The organism is Pseudomonas sp. JAI111 (assembly GCF_024809425.1).
Taxonomy (GTDB): domain Bacteria; phylum Pseudomonadota; class Gammaproteobacteria; order Pseudomonadales; family Pseudomonadaceae; genus Aquipseudomonas.
This window is the reverse complement of record NZ_JANUCB010000011.1, coordinates 75467-93906: the sequence shown is the minus strand read 5'-3', so window position 1 is coordinate 93906 and position 18440 is coordinate 75467. Positions and strand designations below refer to the sequence as shown.

15 protein-coding genes are annotated in these 18440 nt (G+C 58.8%); 1 reads left to right on the top strand and 14 read right to left on the bottom strand.

Annotated features, from left to right (window positions below; all coding sequences use genetic code 11):
- Positions 1-15 precede the first annotated feature (15 nt).
- The gene (locus HNR03_RS26990) at positions 16-879 is read right to left on the bottom strand and encodes a DUF4123 domain-containing protein (RefSeq protein WP_259157100.1); all 864 of its coding nucleotides are present in this window, start codon (positions 877-879) and stop codon (positions 16-18) included.
- Complete coding sequence (locus tag HNR03_RS26985; protein ID WP_259157099.1) at positions 870-2924, bottom strand: type VI secretion system tip protein VgrG; 2055 nt, start codon at positions 2922-2924, stop codon at positions 870-872. The genes HNR03_RS26990 and HNR03_RS26985 overlap by 10 nt, the downstream gene beginning before the upstream one ends.
- A 375-nt stretch (positions 2925-3299) precedes the next feature.
- Between HNR03_RS26985 and HNR03_RS26980 the strand changes: the two genes are divergently transcribed.
- Positions 3300-4601, top strand: a complete 1302-nt coding sequence (locus HNR03_RS26980; RefSeq protein ID WP_259157098.1) for an OprD family porin — start codon at positions 3300-3302, stop codon at positions 4599-4601.
- 128 nt (positions 4602-4729) lie between these two features.
- Here HNR03_RS26980 and HNR03_RS26975 read toward each other — a convergent pair whose 3' ends face one another.
- The 12 genes from HNR03_RS26975 to HNR03_RS26920 all read right to left on the bottom strand — a co-directional run bounded on the left by HNR03_RS26975 (position 4730) and on the right by HNR03_RS26920 (position 18184).
- The gene (locus tag HNR03_RS26975; protein WP_259157097.1) at positions 4730-5668 is read right to left on the bottom strand and encodes a carbohydrate kinase; all 939 of its coding nucleotides are present in this window, start codon (positions 5666-5668) and stop codon (positions 4730-4732) included.
- A gap of 13 nt (positions 5669-5681) precedes the next feature.
- On the bottom strand, positions 5682-7178 hold the full coding sequence (gene xylB / locus HNR03_RS26970; protein ID WP_259157096.1) for a xylulokinase: 1497 nt from the start codon (positions 7176-7178) through the stop codon (positions 5682-5684).
- A 123-nt stretch (positions 7179-7301) separates the two neighbouring features.
- The gene (locus HNR03_RS26965; protein ID WP_259157095.1) at positions 7302-8777 is read right to left on the bottom strand and encodes a mannitol dehydrogenase family protein; all 1476 of its coding nucleotides are present in this window, start codon (positions 8775-8777) and stop codon (positions 7302-7304) included.
- 16 nt (positions 8778-8793) lie between these two features.
- On the bottom strand, positions 8794-9897 hold the full coding sequence (locus HNR03_RS26960) for an ABC transporter ATP-binding protein (protein ID WP_259157094.1): 1104 nt from the start codon (positions 9895-9897) through the stop codon (positions 8794-8796).
- A gap of 33 nt (positions 9898-9930) precedes the next feature.
- Positions 9931-10761 carry a carbohydrate ABC transporter permease gene (locus HNR03_RS26955; protein ID WP_007936731.1) on the bottom strand — a complete coding sequence of 277 codons (831 nt, stop codon included), beginning with the start codon at positions 10759-10761 and terminating at the stop codon, positions 9931-9933.
- Positions 10762-10771: 10 nt separating this feature from the next.
- Positions 10772-11698: a carbohydrate ABC transporter permease gene (locus HNR03_RS26950; RefSeq protein ID WP_405046094.1), complete on the bottom strand. Its 927-nt coding sequence runs from the start codon at positions 11696-11698 to the stop codon at positions 10772-10774.
- A 146-nt stretch (positions 11699-11844) separates the two neighbouring features.
- Positions 11845-13155 carry a sugar ABC transporter substrate-binding protein gene (locus HNR03_RS26945; RefSeq protein ID WP_259157093.1) on the bottom strand — a complete coding sequence of 437 codons (1311 nt, stop codon included), beginning with the start codon at positions 13153-13155 and terminating at the stop codon, positions 11845-11847.
- Between the two features lie 218 nt (positions 13156-13373).
- Positions 13374-14279, bottom strand: coding sequence for an AraC family transcriptional regulator (locus HNR03_RS26940; RefSeq protein ID WP_259157092.1), 906 nt, complete (start codon positions 14277-14279; stop codon positions 13374-13376).
- A gap of 80 nt (positions 14280-14359) precedes the next feature.
- Positions 14360-15247 carry a phospholipase gene (locus HNR03_RS26935; protein ID WP_259157091.1) on the bottom strand — a complete coding sequence of 296 codons (888 nt, stop codon included), beginning with the start codon at positions 15245-15247 and terminating at the stop codon, positions 14360-14362.
- A gap of 172 nt (positions 15248-15419) precedes the next feature.
- A complete protein-coding gene (locus HNR03_RS26930; RefSeq protein WP_259157090.1) occupies positions 15420-16286 on the bottom strand; it encodes a phospholipase in 867 nt (288 codons plus the stop codon).
- Between the two features lie 137 nt (positions 16287-16423).
- Positions 16424-17719, bottom strand: coding sequence for a glycosyltransferase (locus tag HNR03_RS26925; protein WP_259157089.1), 1296 nt, complete (start codon positions 17717-17719; stop codon positions 16424-16426).
- A 90-nt stretch (positions 17720-17809) separates the two neighbouring features.
- A complete protein-coding gene (locus tag HNR03_RS26920) occupies positions 17810-18184 on the bottom strand; it encodes a response regulator (protein WP_259157088.1) in 375 nt (124 codons plus the stop codon).
- Between the last annotated feature and the right edge of the window lie 256 nt (positions 18185-18440).

The following is an 18440-nucleotide window of genomic DNA, read 5'->3' as shown; positions in this document are numbered from 1 at the left end:
ACGCGGACGGGTTCATCAGGCGGCGCTGGTGGCGAGTTGGTTCAGCTGTTCAACCTTGATGAACGACTCTTCCCTGGATTGCAGGATGGCCATGGCCTGGGGCTGCGTTTCGAGCAGCGGGCCGTTGGCGATGTCGGCCAGTTTGAGCAAATGTCGGCCTTCGTAGATGTTGTGAGCGACCAATACATCAAGGTTTGTCGCGATGTTGGGCAGCTCTTCGTCAGTCGGTTCGCCGAATGCGGCGTATTGCTCATCGACCCAGTAGACCCAACCCAGTCGCTCTTGGATCTTCGGCGCATCTTCCGGCAGGTTGAATGCCGAGACGTCGCCCAGCCATTTGAGTTCCGAGACTGGGCGCCAGCTCAACCAGTTGCCGTTGCGGGCTCCGAAATGGGTTGAGGCAGGGGTGTATACGTGTTGCCACGGGCCGAAGAGCTGGTGGGCGGTTTCGCCGGCGGAGTAGGCCAGTGCAGCCCACAGGCTTGGCTTGTGATAGCTCAGCAGGCTTTGGCCACCGGAACCGTCATTGGCGCGTAGCAACCAGCGTGCATGGGCCAAGGCCTTGACCGGGTCGTCAGTGGTCAGGGCGATACCGGCAAAGTTTTCTGCGCAAAGCGCTGCGGCTTCGACTGCCAGTCGGCTGCCCCAAGGCGCGGTGAGCCACAAGGGGCCGTCAGCGGCGATCTCGGCGAAATCGGTGCTGATGAACAACCCTTGAGAATTCATTGGCTCGCCGACCCGGTAGAGGCGGCTCATGGCTTCTGGCTGGCGAGTGCGGTCGATGATGAAACACAGCGCCTGGCTGGATGATTCTCTTGGAAGTTGCTCGAACGCATGACGGGGTTCGGCGAGGAGGGCGTTCAACGCTTTTACATGCATGTGCAATCCTTACGGCTGCAAGCGCCGTTACTCTGTTTGCCGCACAAAGGGGTGATGCCGGATTCATTCAAGCGTTTGGGCAACGGGGTCGGGACTTTGCCCGCTCTATCCGCATCTGCCGCTTTCATTGGCCCCGGCAACAACGGCGCAGCAGGCGTCCCCACCCCAGGCGAGCCCCCGGTATTCACCTTCACCTCACCCCCACTGATCGTCACGCCCCCCGCATCCACCTTGACGAAACTCCCCCCGGCCTTGGCCGTCAGTTCCATCCCTCCCTCAACCACCACCTTCTCGCCGGCGTGGTAATGGATCTCCTGACCCGCCTCGACAAACTGCGCCGTGCCGACCTTCACATGTTGGGTCGCCGCCACAGTCAGGTGATCATCCGCCCGCGCTTCAGTCTTGCGGTCAAGCTGCGTAATACGATGCTCTTCAACCTTGAACTCGCTGAAAACATTGGCCTCAACGGTGTCGTGGCGTTCATTGCCGACACGAATCTTCTGGTCATGCTCGATGTTTTCATCCCAGTCGCGCTGGGCGTGCAGGTAGATCTGTTCCGCACCTTTTTTATCTTCGATACGAAACTCGTTGTAACCGTTGCCACCTGGCGAACTCAGGGTTTTGAAGGTGCTGCGGGTCTTGTTGGCGGGGAGGTCGTAAGGGACGACGTTTTCCTTGTGGAACAGGCAGCCGGTGACCAGTGGTTGGTCGGGGTCGCCTTCGAGGAAGGTGACGAGCACTTCCATGCCGACGCGCGGGATGGCGATGCCGCCGTAGGCGCTGCCGGCCCAGCCGGTGGCGACGCGCAGCCAGCAACTGGTGTTGTCGTTGGCCTGGCCGTCGCGGTCCCAGTGAAATTGCACTTTGACGCGGCCGTATTCATCGCAGTGGATTTCTTCGCCGGGCGGGCCGGTGACGATGGAGGTCTGGCTGCCCAGGACTTTCGGTTTGGGGTGTTCGAGGGCAGGGCGGAAGTGCGCTTCCCACGGGGTGGCGAGGAAGCGGTTGCGGTAGCCCTGATGGAAATCGTCTTTGTTATCGGTGACGTCGCTGGTGACGTTTTTGCCAAGCACTTGCGGTTGCTTGCCTTCGTGCACCACTTCAAGCAGCAACCAGAGGTCGTTCCACTCGGCGCGCGGGTGTTCGCTCAGGGCCATGAAGTGGCCGCTGACCAGGGTGGGCTCGTCGCTTTTGCCTTCGGCCAGTTGGTAGTCGCTGCGGTGGCGTTCCAGGGCTCGGGTCGCCAGTTGTTTGCCACGCGCGCGGTCGGTGAATCGGCCGGGATAGTCATAGTCTTCCAGGTCCGGAGCGAAGGCGCTTTTGGCGGCGCCTTCGGGCAGGATGCCGGGTTTTTCGAAGTCGTAATCGCGGCGGCTGACGCGGGTGGTGCGGGTTTCCAGGCGCAGGTTGAAGCGCTTGATTACCGGTTTTGTCGCGGCCATGCCGGAGTCTTGCTGGTAGGTCACGGGCGCGAGTTTGCGGAAAACCGTCTGGTCATCGCCGAACACCAATTTGTGACCGCTGGCACTGTGTTGGAAGTGGAAGTGAATGCCTTCCTCTTCGCACAGGCGCTGGATGAAATGCAGGTCGGATTCGTCGTACTGCACGCAGTAATCGCGTTCGGGGTAGATCGCGCCGAGCTGGAAGCTGTACGCGTCAGACAGAATGCCGCGTGCTTCAAGCACCTGGGCAATGATCTTCGGCACACTGAGATGCTGGAAGATTTGCTGGTCATGGTTGTGACGCAGGTAAGCCAGTTGCGGCACCAGGCTGATGCTGTAGCGCGTCAGGCTTTTGCCGGAATCGCCTTGTTCGATGCGATACACCAGACCGTGGATGGTGCCTTCGCCGGTGGCGCCGAAGGTCAGGCAGCCAGGCTTGTGCAGCAACTCTTCGAGTTTCAGGTCGGGGCGGGCGCTGACCAGTTCAATGTCGAAACAGAACGGCTGATTGAGGGTTTCGCGACCGACGAAGCTGAGCACTTGCAGGTCAACGGAAACGCCTTCCAGCGTCAGGGAAATATGGGTAGCGTTCGCGTCCAGCATGCCTTTAATTCCGTCCTTTGAATAAGCAGGTGCGGATGGTGCAGCATTAAACCGCCCCGTTCAAGGCGCAAATGCCGTAGGCGCCGGGGCTTGCAACCATCGGGAAAACCCCTAGAGAGTAGGTTTCGGCCAATGAATACGGGGGTTGTGGCTGTATCCCTCGTTAATCACCTTTGCGCCACTCGTTCGTGGCAGCCAGAAACTGACAGTCATTTTCAGACTAAAGTCGCCTGTAGCCGCTGAAAGCCTTCTGCCATCATTGTCGATCACCCCCGTGTGTCCGCTTCACCCTGGTCATTTACATGTCCGGGGCGAACGCTATTTCTTTGGCTTATTGCGCCTTGCGCAAACGCTGCACTGTTGGAGCTTTTTTTCATGCGTCCCCCATTTCCTTTTATCACCGCGCGCCAGTCTTCGGGCTTCGGCGCTTTAGTCCTGTGCGCCGGTTTTATTGCCCAGGCTCAGGCGAGCGGTTTCATCGACGACACCAAGGCGAACATCGAATCGCGCACGGTGTATTTCAATCGCGACTTTCGCGACGGGCATACGTCCACCGAGCAGGGCGCTTCGAAGCGCGATGAGTCGGCTCAGGGCTTTATTCTCAATCTTCAATCGGGTTACACCGAAGGCACCGTCGGTTTCGGCGTGGATGCATTGGGCATGCTCGGGCTCAAGCTCGATTCCAGCCCCGACAGCAGCGGCAGCGGTTTGCTGCCGTCCACGGGGCAGGACCCCCGCGGTTCCGAGGATCAGTACGCGAAACTCGGGTTGACCGCCAAAGTGCGTGTGTCCCAGAGCGTCTTGAAGTACGGCGCGCTGTTGCCGGATGTTCCGTTGCTCAAGTACAACGACGGTCGATTGCTGCCGACAATGTTCAACGGCGCAATGCTGACCTCCAGAGAGGTCAAGGACCTGACTTTCATGGCGGCGCGCCTGGACCAATACACCGCGCGCGATTCCACCGATGGGCAGGACATTCGCGTTCACTGCAAGAACAAGCGCTATGCCTGCAATATCACCGCCGATCGTTTCGACATGTACGGCTTCGACTACAAGATCAACGAGCGCCTGACCGCCCAGTATCACTACGCCGAACTGGAAGACATCTATCGTCAGCATTTCGTGGGATTGCTGGCCAACCAGCCATTGGGCGATGGCGTCCTGAAAGCGGACATGCGCGTGCTCAAGAGTGCCGACAGCGGCGATGCCAAGGCCGGTTCTATCGATAACCGTGCGCTAAGCGGCATGCTTGCTTATGCCATCAGTGGTCACACGTTCAGCGCCGGTTGGCAGCGCATGAATGGCGACAACTCGATGCCGTATCTGGATGGGACCAATCCGTACCTGGTCAACTACGTGCAGGTCAACGATTTCGCGGCGGCGCAGGAGCGTTCGTGGCAGTTACGTTACGACTATGACTTCAAGGCAATCGGCATCAACGGACTGAGCTTCCTCACCCGTTATGTGAACGGTGATCACATCAAGGTGTTGGGCAGTGATCAGGAAGGGAAGGAGTGGGAGCGCGACAGCGAGCTCAAGTATGTGGTGCAGAGCGGGGCTTTCAAGGATGTCAGCCTGCGCTTGCGAAACGCGACGTACCGGACCAACTACGAGAAGTTCGCCCGGGATGTGGATGAGACCCGGTTGATTGTGAGTTACAACTTTTCGCTGCTCTAACCGATCGTTCCCACGCTCTGCGTGGGAATGCCTCAAGGGACGCTCCGCGTTCCAATTCGTAAAAGGGACGCGGAGCGTCTCGGGCTGCATTCCCACGCAGAGCGTGGGAACGATCGATCAGCGATCAGTCAGGTTAGCTGGTGGCGATACGGCAAATCCGGCCCGGTCTTGCTGCACGTCAGCGCCGCCGCTTGCACCGCAAACTTCAACATCCCGTCGATTTGTACGCGCTCAAGCGATTCCACACCTTCAACCGAATCCAGTTGCTGCTCCGTCAGCCAGGTAATCAGCGCGGCCTGAAAGGTATCGCCAGCGCCCACGGTGTCGGCGATCTTTACCGCACACGCCGGCACCGACCACGAGCCATGCCCCTTGCTGAACACTGTCGCGCCTTCGCCGCCACGGGTCAGGAACACCAACTGACAGCGATGCTGCAGCCAGCCTTCAATCACTCGCTGCGGATCCTGCTCGGGATACAACAGGCTCAAGTCTTCATCGCTGACTTTGATCAGGTCAGCCAGCTCCACCAGCGTGGCAACCCGCGAACGCCAGAGCTCGATGTTCGGCTCAGGATTGAGCCGCACGTTCGGATCAAGGCTGATCAGGCGTTTGCCGCTTTCGCGCTGCACCAGCGTCAGTAAGGTATCGCCAATCGGCTGCACCACCAGCGAAAACGAGCCGATGTGCAAACCGCGCACGTCAGACCCCAGCTTCGGCAGGTGCTCGGCTTTAAGCTGCCGATCGGCGCACCCTTCACCGCGAAAACTGTAATGCGGCGAGCCATTGGCACCGACGGCAACCATCGCCAGCGTGGTTGGCGCGGCGAAATCCACCAGATAGTCCGGGCGCACGCCTTCATCCTGCAAAACCTGCTGCAAACGTCGGCCCAGATAGTCGGTCGACAACCCGGCAAACAGCGCCGCGTCCACGCCCAACCGTCGCAAGCCGACTGCCACGTTGAAAGGCGAGCCGCCGGCAATTGCCTTGAAATTTACTTTTGAAGCCAGGCCGCTGGCATCGTCTTCGCTGAAGAAGTCGAACAGCGCTTCGCCACACACCAGATACATAGTTGTTCGCTCTTTAAAGGGTTGCGACATGCTGTTGATAGCGCTCATAGGCCTGCTGAAAGGCCATCACGTTGTTGGCAATCGGCAGGGTTTCACTGGACGGGTCGAGCTTCACGCAACGTGCGCAAAGGTCAGCCAGGCTGTCCTCGTGGCCGTTTGCCCAGGACAAGCACCACGCCGCCTGAATCGCTGCGCCGAGGGCGGCGGCTTCGCTTTGTTCGGTGCAGATGACCGGGGTGTTCATGATGTCGGCGACGATCTGGCGCCACACCGCACTTTTCGAGCCGCCGCCAATCAGGCAAATGCGCAGGCTTTGTAAGCCATTCTGGCGCAGCAGGTCCAGTCCATAACGCAAACCGAAGGTGGTGCCTTCGACGACAGCACGACACAAATTGGCCTGGGTCAGGTTGGTCATGGTCAAGCCCAGCAGGCTGCCGGTGGCATGGGGCAGGGCGGGGACGCGTTCGCCATTGAGGAACGGCAGCATGCACACGCCTTCGGCACCGATGGGCGCTTGTTCGACCAAATCGTTGAAGCGTTCGATATCGAGGTCGAACAAGTCGCGAATGACCCCCGTGGCGTTGGTCAGGTTCATGGTGCAGATCAATGGCAGCCAGCCGCCGCTGGAGGAGCAGAAGGTGGCGACCGAGGCATCCGGGCTGACTTTCGGTTGGTCGGCATAGGCGTACACCGTTCCCGAAGAACCCAGGCTCATGGTGATGGCTCCGGGCTTGATGTTGCCGGTGCCGATGGCGCCCATCATGTTGTCGCCACCGCCGCTGGAGACCAGTGCCTGCGGGTTGATGCCCAGGTGTTCGGCGATGCCCGGCAGGATCGTGCCGACCGCTTCATGCGCCTCGATCAGTTCTGGCAACGCGGCTTGCAGGCGTCCGGTCGGGTCGATGTCGCGCAGTAGCTGCACATCCCACTGTCGGGTGCGCACGTTGAAATAACCGGTGCCGGACGCATCGCCGTACTCGCTGCAACTGCGGCCGGTGAGCCAGTAATTCAGGTAGTCGTGGGGCAGCAGGATGCGAGCGATTCTGGCGAACAAATCCGGGTGCTGTTCCTGGGTCCACAGGAGTTTGGAAACGGTGTAGCCCGGCGCGATGACCACACCGAGGCGTTCCAGCGAACCTTTTTCGCCGCCGAGTTGCGCCAGCAGACGGTCGTTTTCCGGCGCGGATTCGGTGTCGCACCAGAGCTTGGCGGGGCGCAGCACCTGGCCTTGATCGTCGAGCAGGACCAGCCCGTGTTGCTGGCCGGATACGCCGATGCCGAGAATGTCCTGGCCATCGACGTTGGCGGCGAGCAGGGCACGGCGGGTGGCCGACGCGAACGCTTCAAGCCATTGATTCGTGTCTTGTTCACGACGACCGTTGGCGCCGCTGATCAAGGTGTGCGCAGCGGCGCCCTGACCGAGGACCTTGCCGCTGCTTGCGTCGAGGATGATGGCCTTGGTGCCCTGGGTGCCGCAGTCGATGCCGAGGAATAGTTGTTGGTTTGCCATGAATCCCCCATACAGATCGTTCCCACGCTTCGCGTGGGAATGCCTCAATGGACGCTCTGCGTCCGCTTTTGGATGGGACGCGGAGCGTCCCGGGCTGCATTCCCACGCAGAGCGTGGGAACGATCAGTCAGCCAGCACCCGCTCCAAAGTCCGCGTCACACCCACATCCCGCAAGCTGTTGCAGCACCATTCGAACGCCGCCACAAACTCCGGCGAATGCGCAATCGCCGTGCCGAAAATCTCCTCGACGCCCAGCAACCGCTGGGTGATCAACGCATCATCGGCCACCAACGCCTGACAGAATTCCGCCCGTGGGTCTGGAATCGAATAAGTGTCGCCATTCTCGTCCACGCCTTTCAAGTACAGCGCCCAGGCCGCCACCACCAGCGCAGCCCGCTTGGTCTCGCGACCATCGGCGATCAGACGGTTGATCGTCGGCACGGTGAACTTGGGAAACTTCGAGGAGCCGTCCGAGCACACGCGCTCCAGTTGATCGGCAATTGCCTGATTGGAAAAGCGCTCGACCAGGGTGTTCTTGTAGTCAGTCAGATCAATCCCCCGCACGGACGGCAGTTGCGGGGTGACGTCCAGGTCCATGTAGGCGCGCATGTAACGCACAAACAGCGGGTCATTCATGGTCTCGTGGACAAAACGATAACCCTTCAAGAAACCCAGGTAGGTCAGCGCCAGGTGACTGCCGTTGAGCAGTTTGATTTTCATCTCTTCGTAAGGCGTAACGTCGTCGGTGAACTGCACCCCGACCTTTTCCCAGGCCGGTCGGCCATTGACGAATTTGTCTTCCAGTACCCATTGAACAAAGGGTTCGCACACCACCGGCCAGGCATCGTCGACCGCGTGTTTGTCGGCCAGTTGCAGGCGATGTTGGGTGCTGGTCATCGGCGTGATGCGATCGACCATGGCATTGGGGAAGCTGACATGGCGGTCGATCCAATCGCGCAGGTCGGCATCGCGCAAAGACGCGAAGGCGAGCAAGGCTTTGCGGGCGACTGCGCCGTTGTGCGGCAGGTTATCGCACGACATCAGGGTGAACGCAGGCGTGCCGGCGGCGCGACGTTTGGCCAGCGCCGCGCAGAGAAAACCGAACACGGTGCTGGGGGAATCGGGATGAGCCAGATCGTGCTGAATCTGTGGCAAGTGCGCCATGAACTCGCCGTTGCTGTCGTCGATGCAATAGCCGCCCTCGGTGATGGTCAGCGAGACGATGCGAATCTCAGGGCTGGCAAGTTTGTCGATCAGCGCGGCTGCACCGTCCTCGGCGAGCAACATGTCGCGAATTGCGCCAATGACCCGGACTTCGGTGTCGTCGGTATCGCCCAGCTCGAACAGGGTGAAGAGGTAATCCTGCTCCTTCAGATCGTCCCGGGCGCGGCGGTCTTCAGGGCGCAGGCCGACGCCGCAAATTGCCCAGTCCAGGCCTTCGCCCGTATTCATCAAGGCGTCGGTGTAATACGCCTGATGGGCGCGGTGAAATCCGCCGACGCCGATGTGGGCAATGCCTTGGCGCGTGTCGCTCAGGGCGTAGGCGGGCAGGAGCACCTCGGGGGCGAGGCGGTGCAGGTTCTGTTTATTGAGTTTCATCAAAGTCTCTCTGAAATCAGGCTGCTGCGCGTAGTGGGCGGGTCAGCGCCACACCGTCAGCATCGAATAAATGGCAGTGTTCGGCGTCCAGGTGCAGGCTCAATGTTTCGCCATAACGGCTGGCCAGATCGCCGCGAACACGCATGGTCAAGGCTTCGCCGGAGGCGGTCACGACATGGCAGAAGGTGTCGCTGCCCAGGCGTTCGCTGACGTCGGCGGTGACTTGCAGGGTGCAATCGCCGGGTTGCGCCAGTTCCAGGTGTTCCGGGCGGATGCCCAGCGTCACCGCGCTGCCGACACTCAGGTTGGCGCTGCTCAATGGCAGGCTGATACGGGTGCCGGCGTCCAGCTGCACTTCGCAGCTTTGGCTTTCGACGCGGGTGACTTTGCCCTTGAGGAAACCCATTTTCGGAGTGCCGAGGAACCCGGCGACAAACAGGTTGGCGGGCTGGTGATACAGGTCCAGCGGCGAACCGACTTGTTCGACTTTGCCGCCATTGAGCACGACGACTTTGTCGGCCATGGTCATGGCTTCCACCTGATCGTGGGTCACGTAGATCATCGTGGCTTTCAGTTCTTTGTGCAGGCGCAACAGTTCCAGACGCATCTGCACGCGCAGGGCGGCGTCGAGGTTGGACAGGGGTTCGTCGAACAAAAAGATTTTCGGGTTGCGCACAATCGCCCGGCCGATGGCCACGCGCTGGCGTTGGCCGCCGGACAGTTGCTTGGGCTTGCGTTCCAGCATTGGCCCCAGTTCAAGAATGCGTGCCGCCTCGCCGACTTTCTTTTCCACTTCGGCTTTCGGTACGCCCGCCAGGTCGAGGGCGAACGACATGTTCTTTTTCACGGTCATGTGCGGGTACAAGGCGTAGGTCTGGAACACCATGGCTAGGTCACGCTTGGCCGGGCTGACCTCGGTGATGTCGCGGCCATCGAGTTCGATGGTGCCGCCACTGACTTCTTCCAGGCCGGCAATCAGGCGCAGCAACGTCGATTTGCCGCAGCCCGAAGGGCCGACGAAGACCACGAATTCCTTGTCATTCACTTCCAGGTCGATGCCTTTGATGATGGAAAAGCCTTCGAAGCCTTTTTGCAGATTCTTGATTTTCAGATTGGCCATGGTGGCGCTCCTTTTGTGCTTATTCTGTGAGGGCTATTTCACGGCGCCGAACGACAGGCCGCGGACCAATTGTTTCTGGCTGATCCAGCCGAAAATCAGGATCGGCGCGCAGGCCAGCGTCGACACTGCCGACAACTTGGCCCAGAACAACCCTTCGGGGCTTGAGTACGAGGCGATCAATGCGGTGAGCGGCGCGGCTTTCGAGGAGGTCAGGTTCAGCGACCAGAACGCCTCGTTCCAGCACAGGATCAACGACAGCAAGACCGTGGACGCCAGACCACCCTTGGCGATCGGCAGCAGCACCCGGACCATTTCCTGCCACAGCGTGGCGCCATCGAGACGCGCGGCCTCGAGGATGTCCTTGGGAATGTCCTTGAAGTAGGTGTAAATCATCCAGACCACGATCGGCAGGTTGATCAGCGTGTAGATCACGATCAGGGCGATGCGTGTATCCAGCAGGCCGAAGCTCTTGGCCAGCAGGTAGATCGGCATCAGCACGCCCACCGGCGGCAGCATCTTGGTGGAGAGCATCCACAACAGCGTGCCTTTGGTGCGCTGGGTTTCGTAGAACGCCATCGAGTAGGCCGCCGGCACCGCGATCAGCAGACACAGGGCCGTGGCGCTGAAGGAAATCACCACCGAGTTCCAGGCGAAGCTGAAGTAGTCGCTGCGCTCGTTGATGTGCAGGTAGTTCTCCAGCGTCGGCGTGAAGATGAATTGCGGTGGCGTGGCGAAGGCGTCGATTTCGGTTTTGAAACTGGTCAGCACCATCCAGAAGATCGGGAAGAAAATCAGGATCGCGATGGCCCAGGCCAGCGTACCCAGCAGCAGGCTTTGCAGGCGACGGGATTGTTGAAGAGTCATGGCGCAGGCCTCAGGCTTTGTCTGTCAGGTTTTTGCCGATCATGCGCACCAGCACGATGGCCGCGATGTTGGCAATCACCACCGCGATCAAGCCGCCGGCGGACGCCATGCCGACGTCGAACTGCACCAGCGCCTGGTTGTAGATCAGGTACGCCAGGTTGGTCGAGGCGTAGCCGGGGCCGCCGTTGGTGGTGGTGAAGATTTCGGCGAACACCGAGAGCAGGAAGATGGTTTCGATCATCACCACCACCGCAATCGGCCGGGCCAGGTGCGGCAGCGTCAGGTGCCAGAAGATCGCGATGGGGCCGGCGCCATCGAGGCGTGCGGCTTCCTTCTGCTCCTGGTCGAGGGACTGCATGGCGGTCATCAGGATCAGGATCGCAAAGGGCAGCCATTGCCAGGACACGATGATGATGATCGACAGCAACGGGTAATGCGCCAGCCAGTCCACCGGCTGGGCGCCGAACAGCTTCCAAACGTAGGCGAGAATCCCCGAGACCGGGTGGAAAATCAGGTTCTTCCAGATCAGCGCACCGACCGTGGGCATGATGAAAAACGGCGAGATCAACATGACCCGCACGATGCCGCGACCGAGAAACTCGCTGGCCTCCAGCAACGCACTGATCAAGACGCCGAACACCACGCTGATCAGCAGCACGCTGCCCACCAGTAACAGGGTGTTGGTGGCGCCGGGCAGGAAACCCGAGTCGGTCAGGAAATAGGTGAAGTTCTCAAGCCCGACAAACTCGTTCTCGCCGGGGTTGAGCAGGTTGTAGCGGATCATCGAGAAATAGACAGTCATGCCCAGCGGCACGATCATCCACAGCAGCAACAAGGCCACCGAAGGGCTGACCAGAAACCAGCCGGGATTGGTCAGCCGGCTTTTACGCACTGGCTGGGGAATGTCCATGTGAGCTTTGGCAGTTGAAGTATTCATGGTGATCACAACCGATGATGAACAGGCAAACGAAGTTCGACTGTGGGAGCCAGCCTGCTGGCGATAGGGCCGGTACATCCGGCGCATCGCTGATGGCTTGACTACCGCTATCGCGAGCAGGCTCGCTCCCACAGGTTGAGTGGCGGCTACTTGGGATAACCGGCGCGCTTCATCTCACGTTCGGTGGAGGTCTGGGCGGCGGCCAGGGCTTGGTCGACCGTGGTCTGGCCAATCAACGCTGCCGAGAACGACTTGCCGACCTGCGTACCGATGCCCTGAAACTCAGGAATGGTCACCAACTGGATGCCGATGTAAGGCACAGGTTTGAGCGTCGGTTTGCTTGGGTCCGCGGTTTTCAGCGATTCCAGCGTGACCTTGGCAAACGGCGCGGCGCTCATGTACGCCTCGCTGTACGTCGAGGCCCGAGTGCCGGGCGGCACGTTGGCAATGCCGTCTTTTTCCGCCACCAATGCCCCGTATTCCTTGGACGTTGCCCAGGCGCTGAAGGTTTTAGCTGCGTCCTTGGCCTTGGAACTGGTCGGGATCGCCAGCGCCCAGGAGTAGAGCCAAGCCGAACCTTTATCGGTGGTCTGGTGCGGCGCATAGGTGAAGCCGACGTGGTCGCTTACCTTGCTCTGGGTCTTGTCGGTCACAAAGGAACCGGCGACGCTGGCATCCACCCAGATCGCGCACTTGCCGCTGTTGAACAGCGCCAGGTTTTCGTTGAAACCGTTGCTGGAAGCCCCCGGCGGGCCAGATTTCTTCATGGTCTCGACGTAGAAGTTCAGCGCGTTTTTCCACTCTGGACCGGTGAATTCAGGTTGCCACTTCTCATCGAACCAGCGTGCGCCATAGGCGTTGGCGACCGTGGTGATCAGCGCCATGTTCTCGCCCCAGCCGGCCTTGCCGCGCAGGCAGATGCCGTACTGTTCCTTGTCCTTGTTGGTCAGTTTGCTGGCGAATTCGCCGATCTGTTCCCAGGTCGGATGCTCAGGCATGGTCAGCCCGGCGTCCTTGAACAGGTCGGTGCGGTAATAGGTGATCGAGCTTTCTGCGTAGAACGGCAGGGCGTAGAGCGAACCCTTGACCGACAGGCCTTCACGCACTGAAGGAAAAACGTCGTCCAGGGCGTAGGAGGCGGGCAAGTCCTTCATCGGCTCCAGCCAACCCTTTGCCCCCCAGAGTGCGGCTTCGTACATGCCGATGGTCAGCACGTCGAACTGCCCGCCCTGAGTGGCGATGTCGGTGGTCAGGCGTTGGCGCAGGACGTTTTCTTCCAGCACCACCCAATTGAGCTTGATGTCCGGGTGCTCGGCCTCGAAGGTCTTCGAGAGCTTTTGCATGCGGATCATGTCGCTGTTGTTGACGGTGGCGATGGTCAGGGTCTGAGCGCCGAGACTGACGCTGCTGAGGGTCATGCAGGTGAGGGCTAGCAGAGCTTTTACAGAAGGTTGCATCGTGCACTCCTTTTCTGCACCCGCAGGGATACAGAAGGACAGTTATTGTTTTTGTGTCTTCCGATGACAGGAAGAATGTGCGCTGATTACAGCCTTCAATTGATGATCAGACAAATCATCCGTAGCACTTGAATCGATACTATTTTGCACTGGAGTTTGGCGGGGGAGGCTTAGGGGCCAGCCTGCAAGTGATGGCACGGCATCGGATATGTACAGGTTTAACCCATGTTTTGTTCGGTCAACCGCTGTACCGCCAACCGCCGATAGTGAGAAGGGGTCATGCCCTTGAGCTGCTGGAAACGTCGATTGAAGTTCGAAATATTGTTGAAACCCGACTCGAAACACACGTCGGTCACCGGTTTGTCACCATCGGCCAGCAGTTCGCAGGACTTGCTGATGCGCAGACGATTGACGAATTCGATGAAGCAGCGACCGGTAGCCTGCTTGAACACCCGGCTGAAATAAGTCGGCTTCATGCCCAGATGCGCGGCGACTTCCTCGAGCGGCAACTCCCGGGCGTAGTGGGCAAAGATGTAATCCACCGCCCGGTTGGTGCGGTCGATGTTGTGCTCATCGGCCAGTTGCGGTGTCGTGGCCCCCGACAGCAATTGAAAATCATCAGAGGCGGCCAGCAATTCCAGCAGGATGAAGAAGTGCCCGAGGCGAGTCACGCCTTTGGTGTCGGCGATGCGCTGCATCAGGGTCATGGCCTGGCGAATGGTGCGTTTGCAGCGAAACTCGATGCCGTATTGCGCGCGCTCAAGCAACGGGCTGAGGGTCTTGAGTTCAGCGAAGACCTGATGACCGCTTTCGAATAACTCATCAGTGAAGTTGACCAGCATGTCGCGTTTGGGCACCACCTCGTCTTCGGCGACCTGGCTTATCCAGTTGTGTGGCAGGTTAGGGCCGGTGAGAAAAAGGCTTTCGGGGTAGAAATTGCCGATGTAGTCGCCGATGAACACCTTGCCGGAGCTGGCGACGATCAGGTGCAGTTCGTACTCCTTGTGAAAGTGCCAGCGCACCAACGGACACGGGAATCCATGTTGGCGATAGATGATGGACAACCCGTTGTGGTCGTCCATCAATTCGTAGGAGGGGTCGGTGACTCTGGCTGTTCGGGTCATGTCTGGGCGCTTTTTATTGTCATTGCGTCCTGATCATGCCTCTTTCCGAGCAGTTATTGCCAGCGTGTAGCGCTGCGACGTCAGGCCGGCGCCCGATCGTGCAGGGCGCTGCCATAGACGGCGTTCATGCTGGTGGCTGTCCAGCAGTAACGGACGATCTCTGACTCATCGAAAAAGTCGGTATTGATGATGCTGCAGCGAGTGACCCAGTCCCGAGTGGGATCGAACCAGTCATTGATCTGGGCCTTGATGTCTTGAGGTCCTCCCAGAAACGCATAGCTGGTCGCCGATAACGCCCAGAGGAAGGATTCGAAGGGTGCGTCTTCAAGGGTTTTTGAGATGTGGGTTTTCAGGTCATCGGTGTCGCTGAACCGCTTGTTGATCCACTTGTGCGGGATACGCGGCCAGAAATAACCCAGATCCAGATCGGGCTGGGCGGGTGCCGCCAACACCACCCTGCGGCGAGTGCTGAGGCGCTTGAGTTCTCCCACTGTTTTCAGGGCGTCGGTGGGTGGTATGACCCGATGTCCGAGTCGGCTCACCAACAGCGCATTGAATTTTCGATAGTCAAAGGGTTTGGCCCCGTCGCCGAGCTGGTGGAAATCCAGCACCAGGAATTCATCCGGGTGACGATCCAGGAACGCTAAAACCGCCGTGATCAGTTCATCGAGGACACGATGGGACTGGTACCCGTTGTGATGAAAATAGAAGATCGACTGGTCGGCACCCTCGGTATAACCGAGGCGGATATCAAATGCCCGTGCACCGTTTGCCAATTGCCAGGCAAATGAATCGTTCTGGCAGGTGGTCCAGTTGCCGACCACCACGTCATAGTTGGGTGCTTGCTTGTCCATGCCAGTATTGTGCGCACCGGGCCAGACAATCTCGGTCAGTTTCAACCGATGAACATCCAGTACGTGACGCATCCAGTTTTGTTTGTCCAGCGTGGTGCCTGCGTTGTGGGTCATGACAGATCCTTGTCGTTGACTCGCCCCCTCCCTGGGGGCGATGAAGTTCGTGTAGTGCGGTGGCGTCCCACACTCGTAAGAACCATATTCATGACCCAGCATAGAAGTGCGCGACGGCATTGCCAGTCACGGAAATACCTGCACAAAAATAGCCCATTGATGGCACGGCGAACTACTTGGCTCGCTTCGCGGCCTTTTTGAGGTTTGCAGTTCGGCAATACGACACGATATTGCTCTCTTCGATAAAGTCGACGCTGATAATGTTGCACAGGGTCGCCCAGTCGCTTTTGTTCGGATCAAACCACGCATTAAGTTCGTCATGGATATCCACCGGGCCACCCAGCGCGCTGTAGCTCGTCGCCGAAAGGGACCACGGCGCCCATGTGCCTGGCGGATATCGCAGGACCTTTGTAATGTGCTGCTGCAACTCGGCGACATTGGTGGTGGCGATGCCGGACCATTGATGCTCGATTTGCCGAATGAACACGTTGCTGTCAATTGCCCGGTGCCGCGGCGCAGCGACCACAATGCGCTGACTGGCGCTGAGTTGTTTGAGTTGGCCAAGACTCAAAGTGTGATTCTGGCTGGGAATCAGGCGATGCCGAAAAAAGTGCATCACCATTTTATTGAAGTAGTCAAAATCAAAGGCCTCCCCACTCAACTCGTGAAAGTCCAGAATGATGAATTCATTCGGGTTTTCTTGTAGAAATCTTTCCACGTCGTTGAAAAGATGCCCAAACGTACGCCCGTTGCGGTAGCCGTTGTGGTGAATGCATAACTTGCCGAGGCCCTGCGCACTGGCGTCATAGGTCAAGCGCACATCAAGCACCCGGGAGCCGTGGCGCAGCTGGGAATAAAACGATTCGTGCTGGCAGGCCAGCCAATGGGCGCCGGGAATGAGCGGCCAGGATGCCTTCCAGTCACTGCCAGCGTTATGAGTGCCTGGTAGTGTCAACTCAGCGAGTGACAATATATCAATGGCCGGCGTAGCGGCCATCCAGTTGTGACGGGCGTAGTTATTCTGAACAATAGTGTCCATTCAATGCTTCCTTGCAATATTAAATAGGTGTGGGCGAAGTAGTATCCGTTACTAACTTCGCCAACCCTTTATAAGGAGAAACAGAGAGTTCATCAACAAAGTGGTAATGCAAGATATGTGAAGTCGGTACGCACAGTTTAAATCGGGACTTTGTTTTTGGCCTCAATCCATTGCGCCATGTATTGCGTACTTTTGTGGTGGTGATGGCGCAGCATGCTGCCCATGAAGTTATGACTTCTAAGTTGTGCCAAGTGCTGTTGGCAATACACTAGTTTTTCGATAAGCGCCGGGCCATGTTCCGACTGTCGATAACGATCAGCCAGCAATGTCTGCCCGTGGGATTGGGCTTGCGTCCACAGCGCTTCATCCTTGTACAGCTGCACCGCACAGTCAGCCACTTCGCGAGCCGTGCGGGCCACGGCACCGGGCCAGGGGTGATTGCCGTGCATCGCTTCGGCACCGATGGGGGTGGTCACGGTGGGCGTGCCACACAACATGGCGTCGACAATCTTGCCTTTGATGCCTGCACCGAAGCGAAGCGGCGCCAGGCACACACGTGCTGCCGACATCACCTGTAACGCATCTTCTGCCCAGTTCATGACATGAAAACCCTGCGCCGGGTTATGCAGCGCGGTGGCCTTGGGCGGCGTGTAGGCACCGTAGATATGCAACTGAGCCGTCGGCAGTTGCTCGCGAATCAACGGCCAGATGGCTGTTTTCATCCAGAGCACCGCATCCCAGTTCGGAGCGTGACGAAAGTTGCCGATGCTCAAGAAATGCGCCCGGTCCGCAAATGCCGTCGGCGGCGCAACCGGCACATCGACCATCAGCGGACACCAATGCAATACGTTGCGTGGCAACTTGAACTGCTCGACCAGCAATTCGATTTCCACCTCGGAGATCATCAGGTTCACGTCACACCGGTAGAGCGCCGCAATCTCCCGTTTGGCCAGATCGCTGTCGGCCATCAGTTCGAACTCTTCACGCAACGCCGGCGCAAACAATTCGCTGAAGTCATTGGCATCGTCACTGTGTTTCAAACGTTCTTTGAGTCGTTGATGACGAGCGTGCCGCAGGCTTTGCAGATCCGATGTTTCAAGCACTCGCAGCGCGTCAGGACAGTGCTTCTCTACCCGCCAACCGAACTGTTCTTCCATCATGAATTGGTCAAACAGGACGATGTCCGGCGCGAGGTCGCTGATAAACGCATCGAAGCTGCTGTTATTCAACTCGATCGGCACTTCGCGGATGCCCAACGCCGTCAAGTCCGCTCGATGTTCGCCGGTGCCGGCTGGACTGCTGAAGGTGATGTCCCAGCCCTGTTGCAAGAACGTATCGAGGATTTGCATCACATGCCCGCTGGCCGCCGAAGACCGGGGCTCGGGCCAGACGTAACCAATGACCAGGACTTTGGTTGCGCGGGGCTGAATCATGTAAGGGCGTTCCTTGATGCGGGGAAAAGACGGAGAGAGAGCAAGGCTGTAATTAAACCACAGCCTCGGTGCTTTTCCGTCCACCGCCCTTTAGTCAGCGCTTTGGGGGGAAACCATGCTTTTGACCTTGTCGCGCAATTGATCGATGGAAAATGGCTTGCCGATCACCTGCATGCCTTCAGGCACATCAATGTTTTCGGCATAACCGCTGGCGAACAGGATCGGCAACTCAGGGCGCAGCATCCGCGCCTGCGTGGCCAGCTCGCGCCCGTCCATCACGGGCAAGCCGACATCGGTCATCATCAAATCGATGTACTGGTCTTCATCGTTCAGGAATTCGAGCGCTTTCTCGCTGCCGTCCGCCTCAAGCACGGTGTACTCCAGCTCCTCCAGCACATCGACAATCAACATGCGCACGATGGCATCGTCTTCGACAACAAGAATGATGGACGGGTGGGAGGTCATAGTGAGGCTCTCATTGATTGGTTTGCGGGTACCGGACGCACAAAATTGCCGGGCTCTTGCATGAGTAAGTGACGGATCCCGACAAGTTCCCAACGCTGTACAAAAAGAATAGCTGTACAAGGGCGCGCAAGGATAACCGCTCCTTTCAAGCGGGCGCAGCTAAAAGAAGTCGTTTGCACGCCCATTGCTCAGAAAATTAGATCAATAAGGCCTTTTTGGGGCAAACTCCCTGGTTTTGAACAGTTCGACAAGGCTT

Coding starts and splice junctions, on each gene's coding strand:
- HNR03_RS26925 (WP_259157089.1), bottom strand. CDS start 17,719: ATGATTCAGCCCCGCGCAACCAAAGTCCTGGTCATTGGTTACGTCTGG.
- HNR03_RS26990 (WP_259157100.1), bottom strand. CDS start 879: ATGCATGTAAAAGCGTTGAACGCCCTCCTCGCCGAACCCCGTCATGCG.
- HNR03_RS26935 (WP_259157091.1), bottom strand. CDS start 15,247: ATGACCCACAACGCAGGCACCACGCTGGACAAACAAAACTGGATGCGT.
- HNR03_RS26980 (WP_259157098.1), top strand. CDS start 3,300: ATGCGTCCCCCATTTCCTTTTATCACCGCGCGCCAGTCTTCGGGCTTC.
- HNR03_RS26945 (WP_259157093.1), bottom strand. CDS start 13,155: ATGCAACCTTCTGTAAAAGCTCTGCTAGCCCTCACCTGCATGACCCTC.
- HNR03_RS26955 (WP_007936731.1), bottom strand. CDS start 10,761: ATGACTCTTCAACAATCCCGTCGCCTGCAAAGCCTGCTGCTGGGTACG.
- HNR03_RS26940 (WP_259157092.1), bottom strand. CDS start 14,279: ATGACCCGAACAGCCAGAGTCACCGACCCCTCCTACGAATTGATGGAC.
- HNR03_RS26920 (WP_259157088.1), bottom strand. CDS start 18,184: ATGACCTCCCACCCGTCCATCATTCTTGTTGTCGAAGACGATGCCATC.
- HNR03_RS26960 (WP_259157094.1), bottom strand. CDS start 9,897: ATGGCCAATCTGAAAATCAAGAATCTGCAAAAAGGCTTCGAAGGCTTT.
- HNR03_RS26930 (WP_259157090.1), bottom strand. CDS start 16,286: ATGGACACTATTGTTCAGAATAACTACGCCCGTCACAACTGGATGGCC.
- HNR03_RS26965 (WP_259157095.1), bottom strand. CDS start 8,777: ATGAAACTCAATAAACAGAACCTGCACCGCCTCGCCCCCGAGGTGCTC.
- xylB (WP_259157096.1), bottom strand. CDS start 7,178: ATGGCAAACCAACAACTATTCCTCGGCATCGACTGCGGCACCCAGGGC.
- HNR03_RS26975 (WP_259157097.1), bottom strand. CDS start 5,668: ATGTATCTGGTGTGTGGCGAAGCGCTGTTCGACTTCTTCAGCGAAGAC.
- HNR03_RS26950 (WP_405046094.1), bottom strand. CDS start 11,698: ATGAATACTTCAACTGCCAAAGCTCACATGGACATTCCCCAGCCAGTG.
- HNR03_RS26985 (WP_259157099.1), bottom strand. CDS start 2,924: ATGCTGGACGCGAACGCTACCCATATTTCCCTGACGCTGGAAGGCGTT.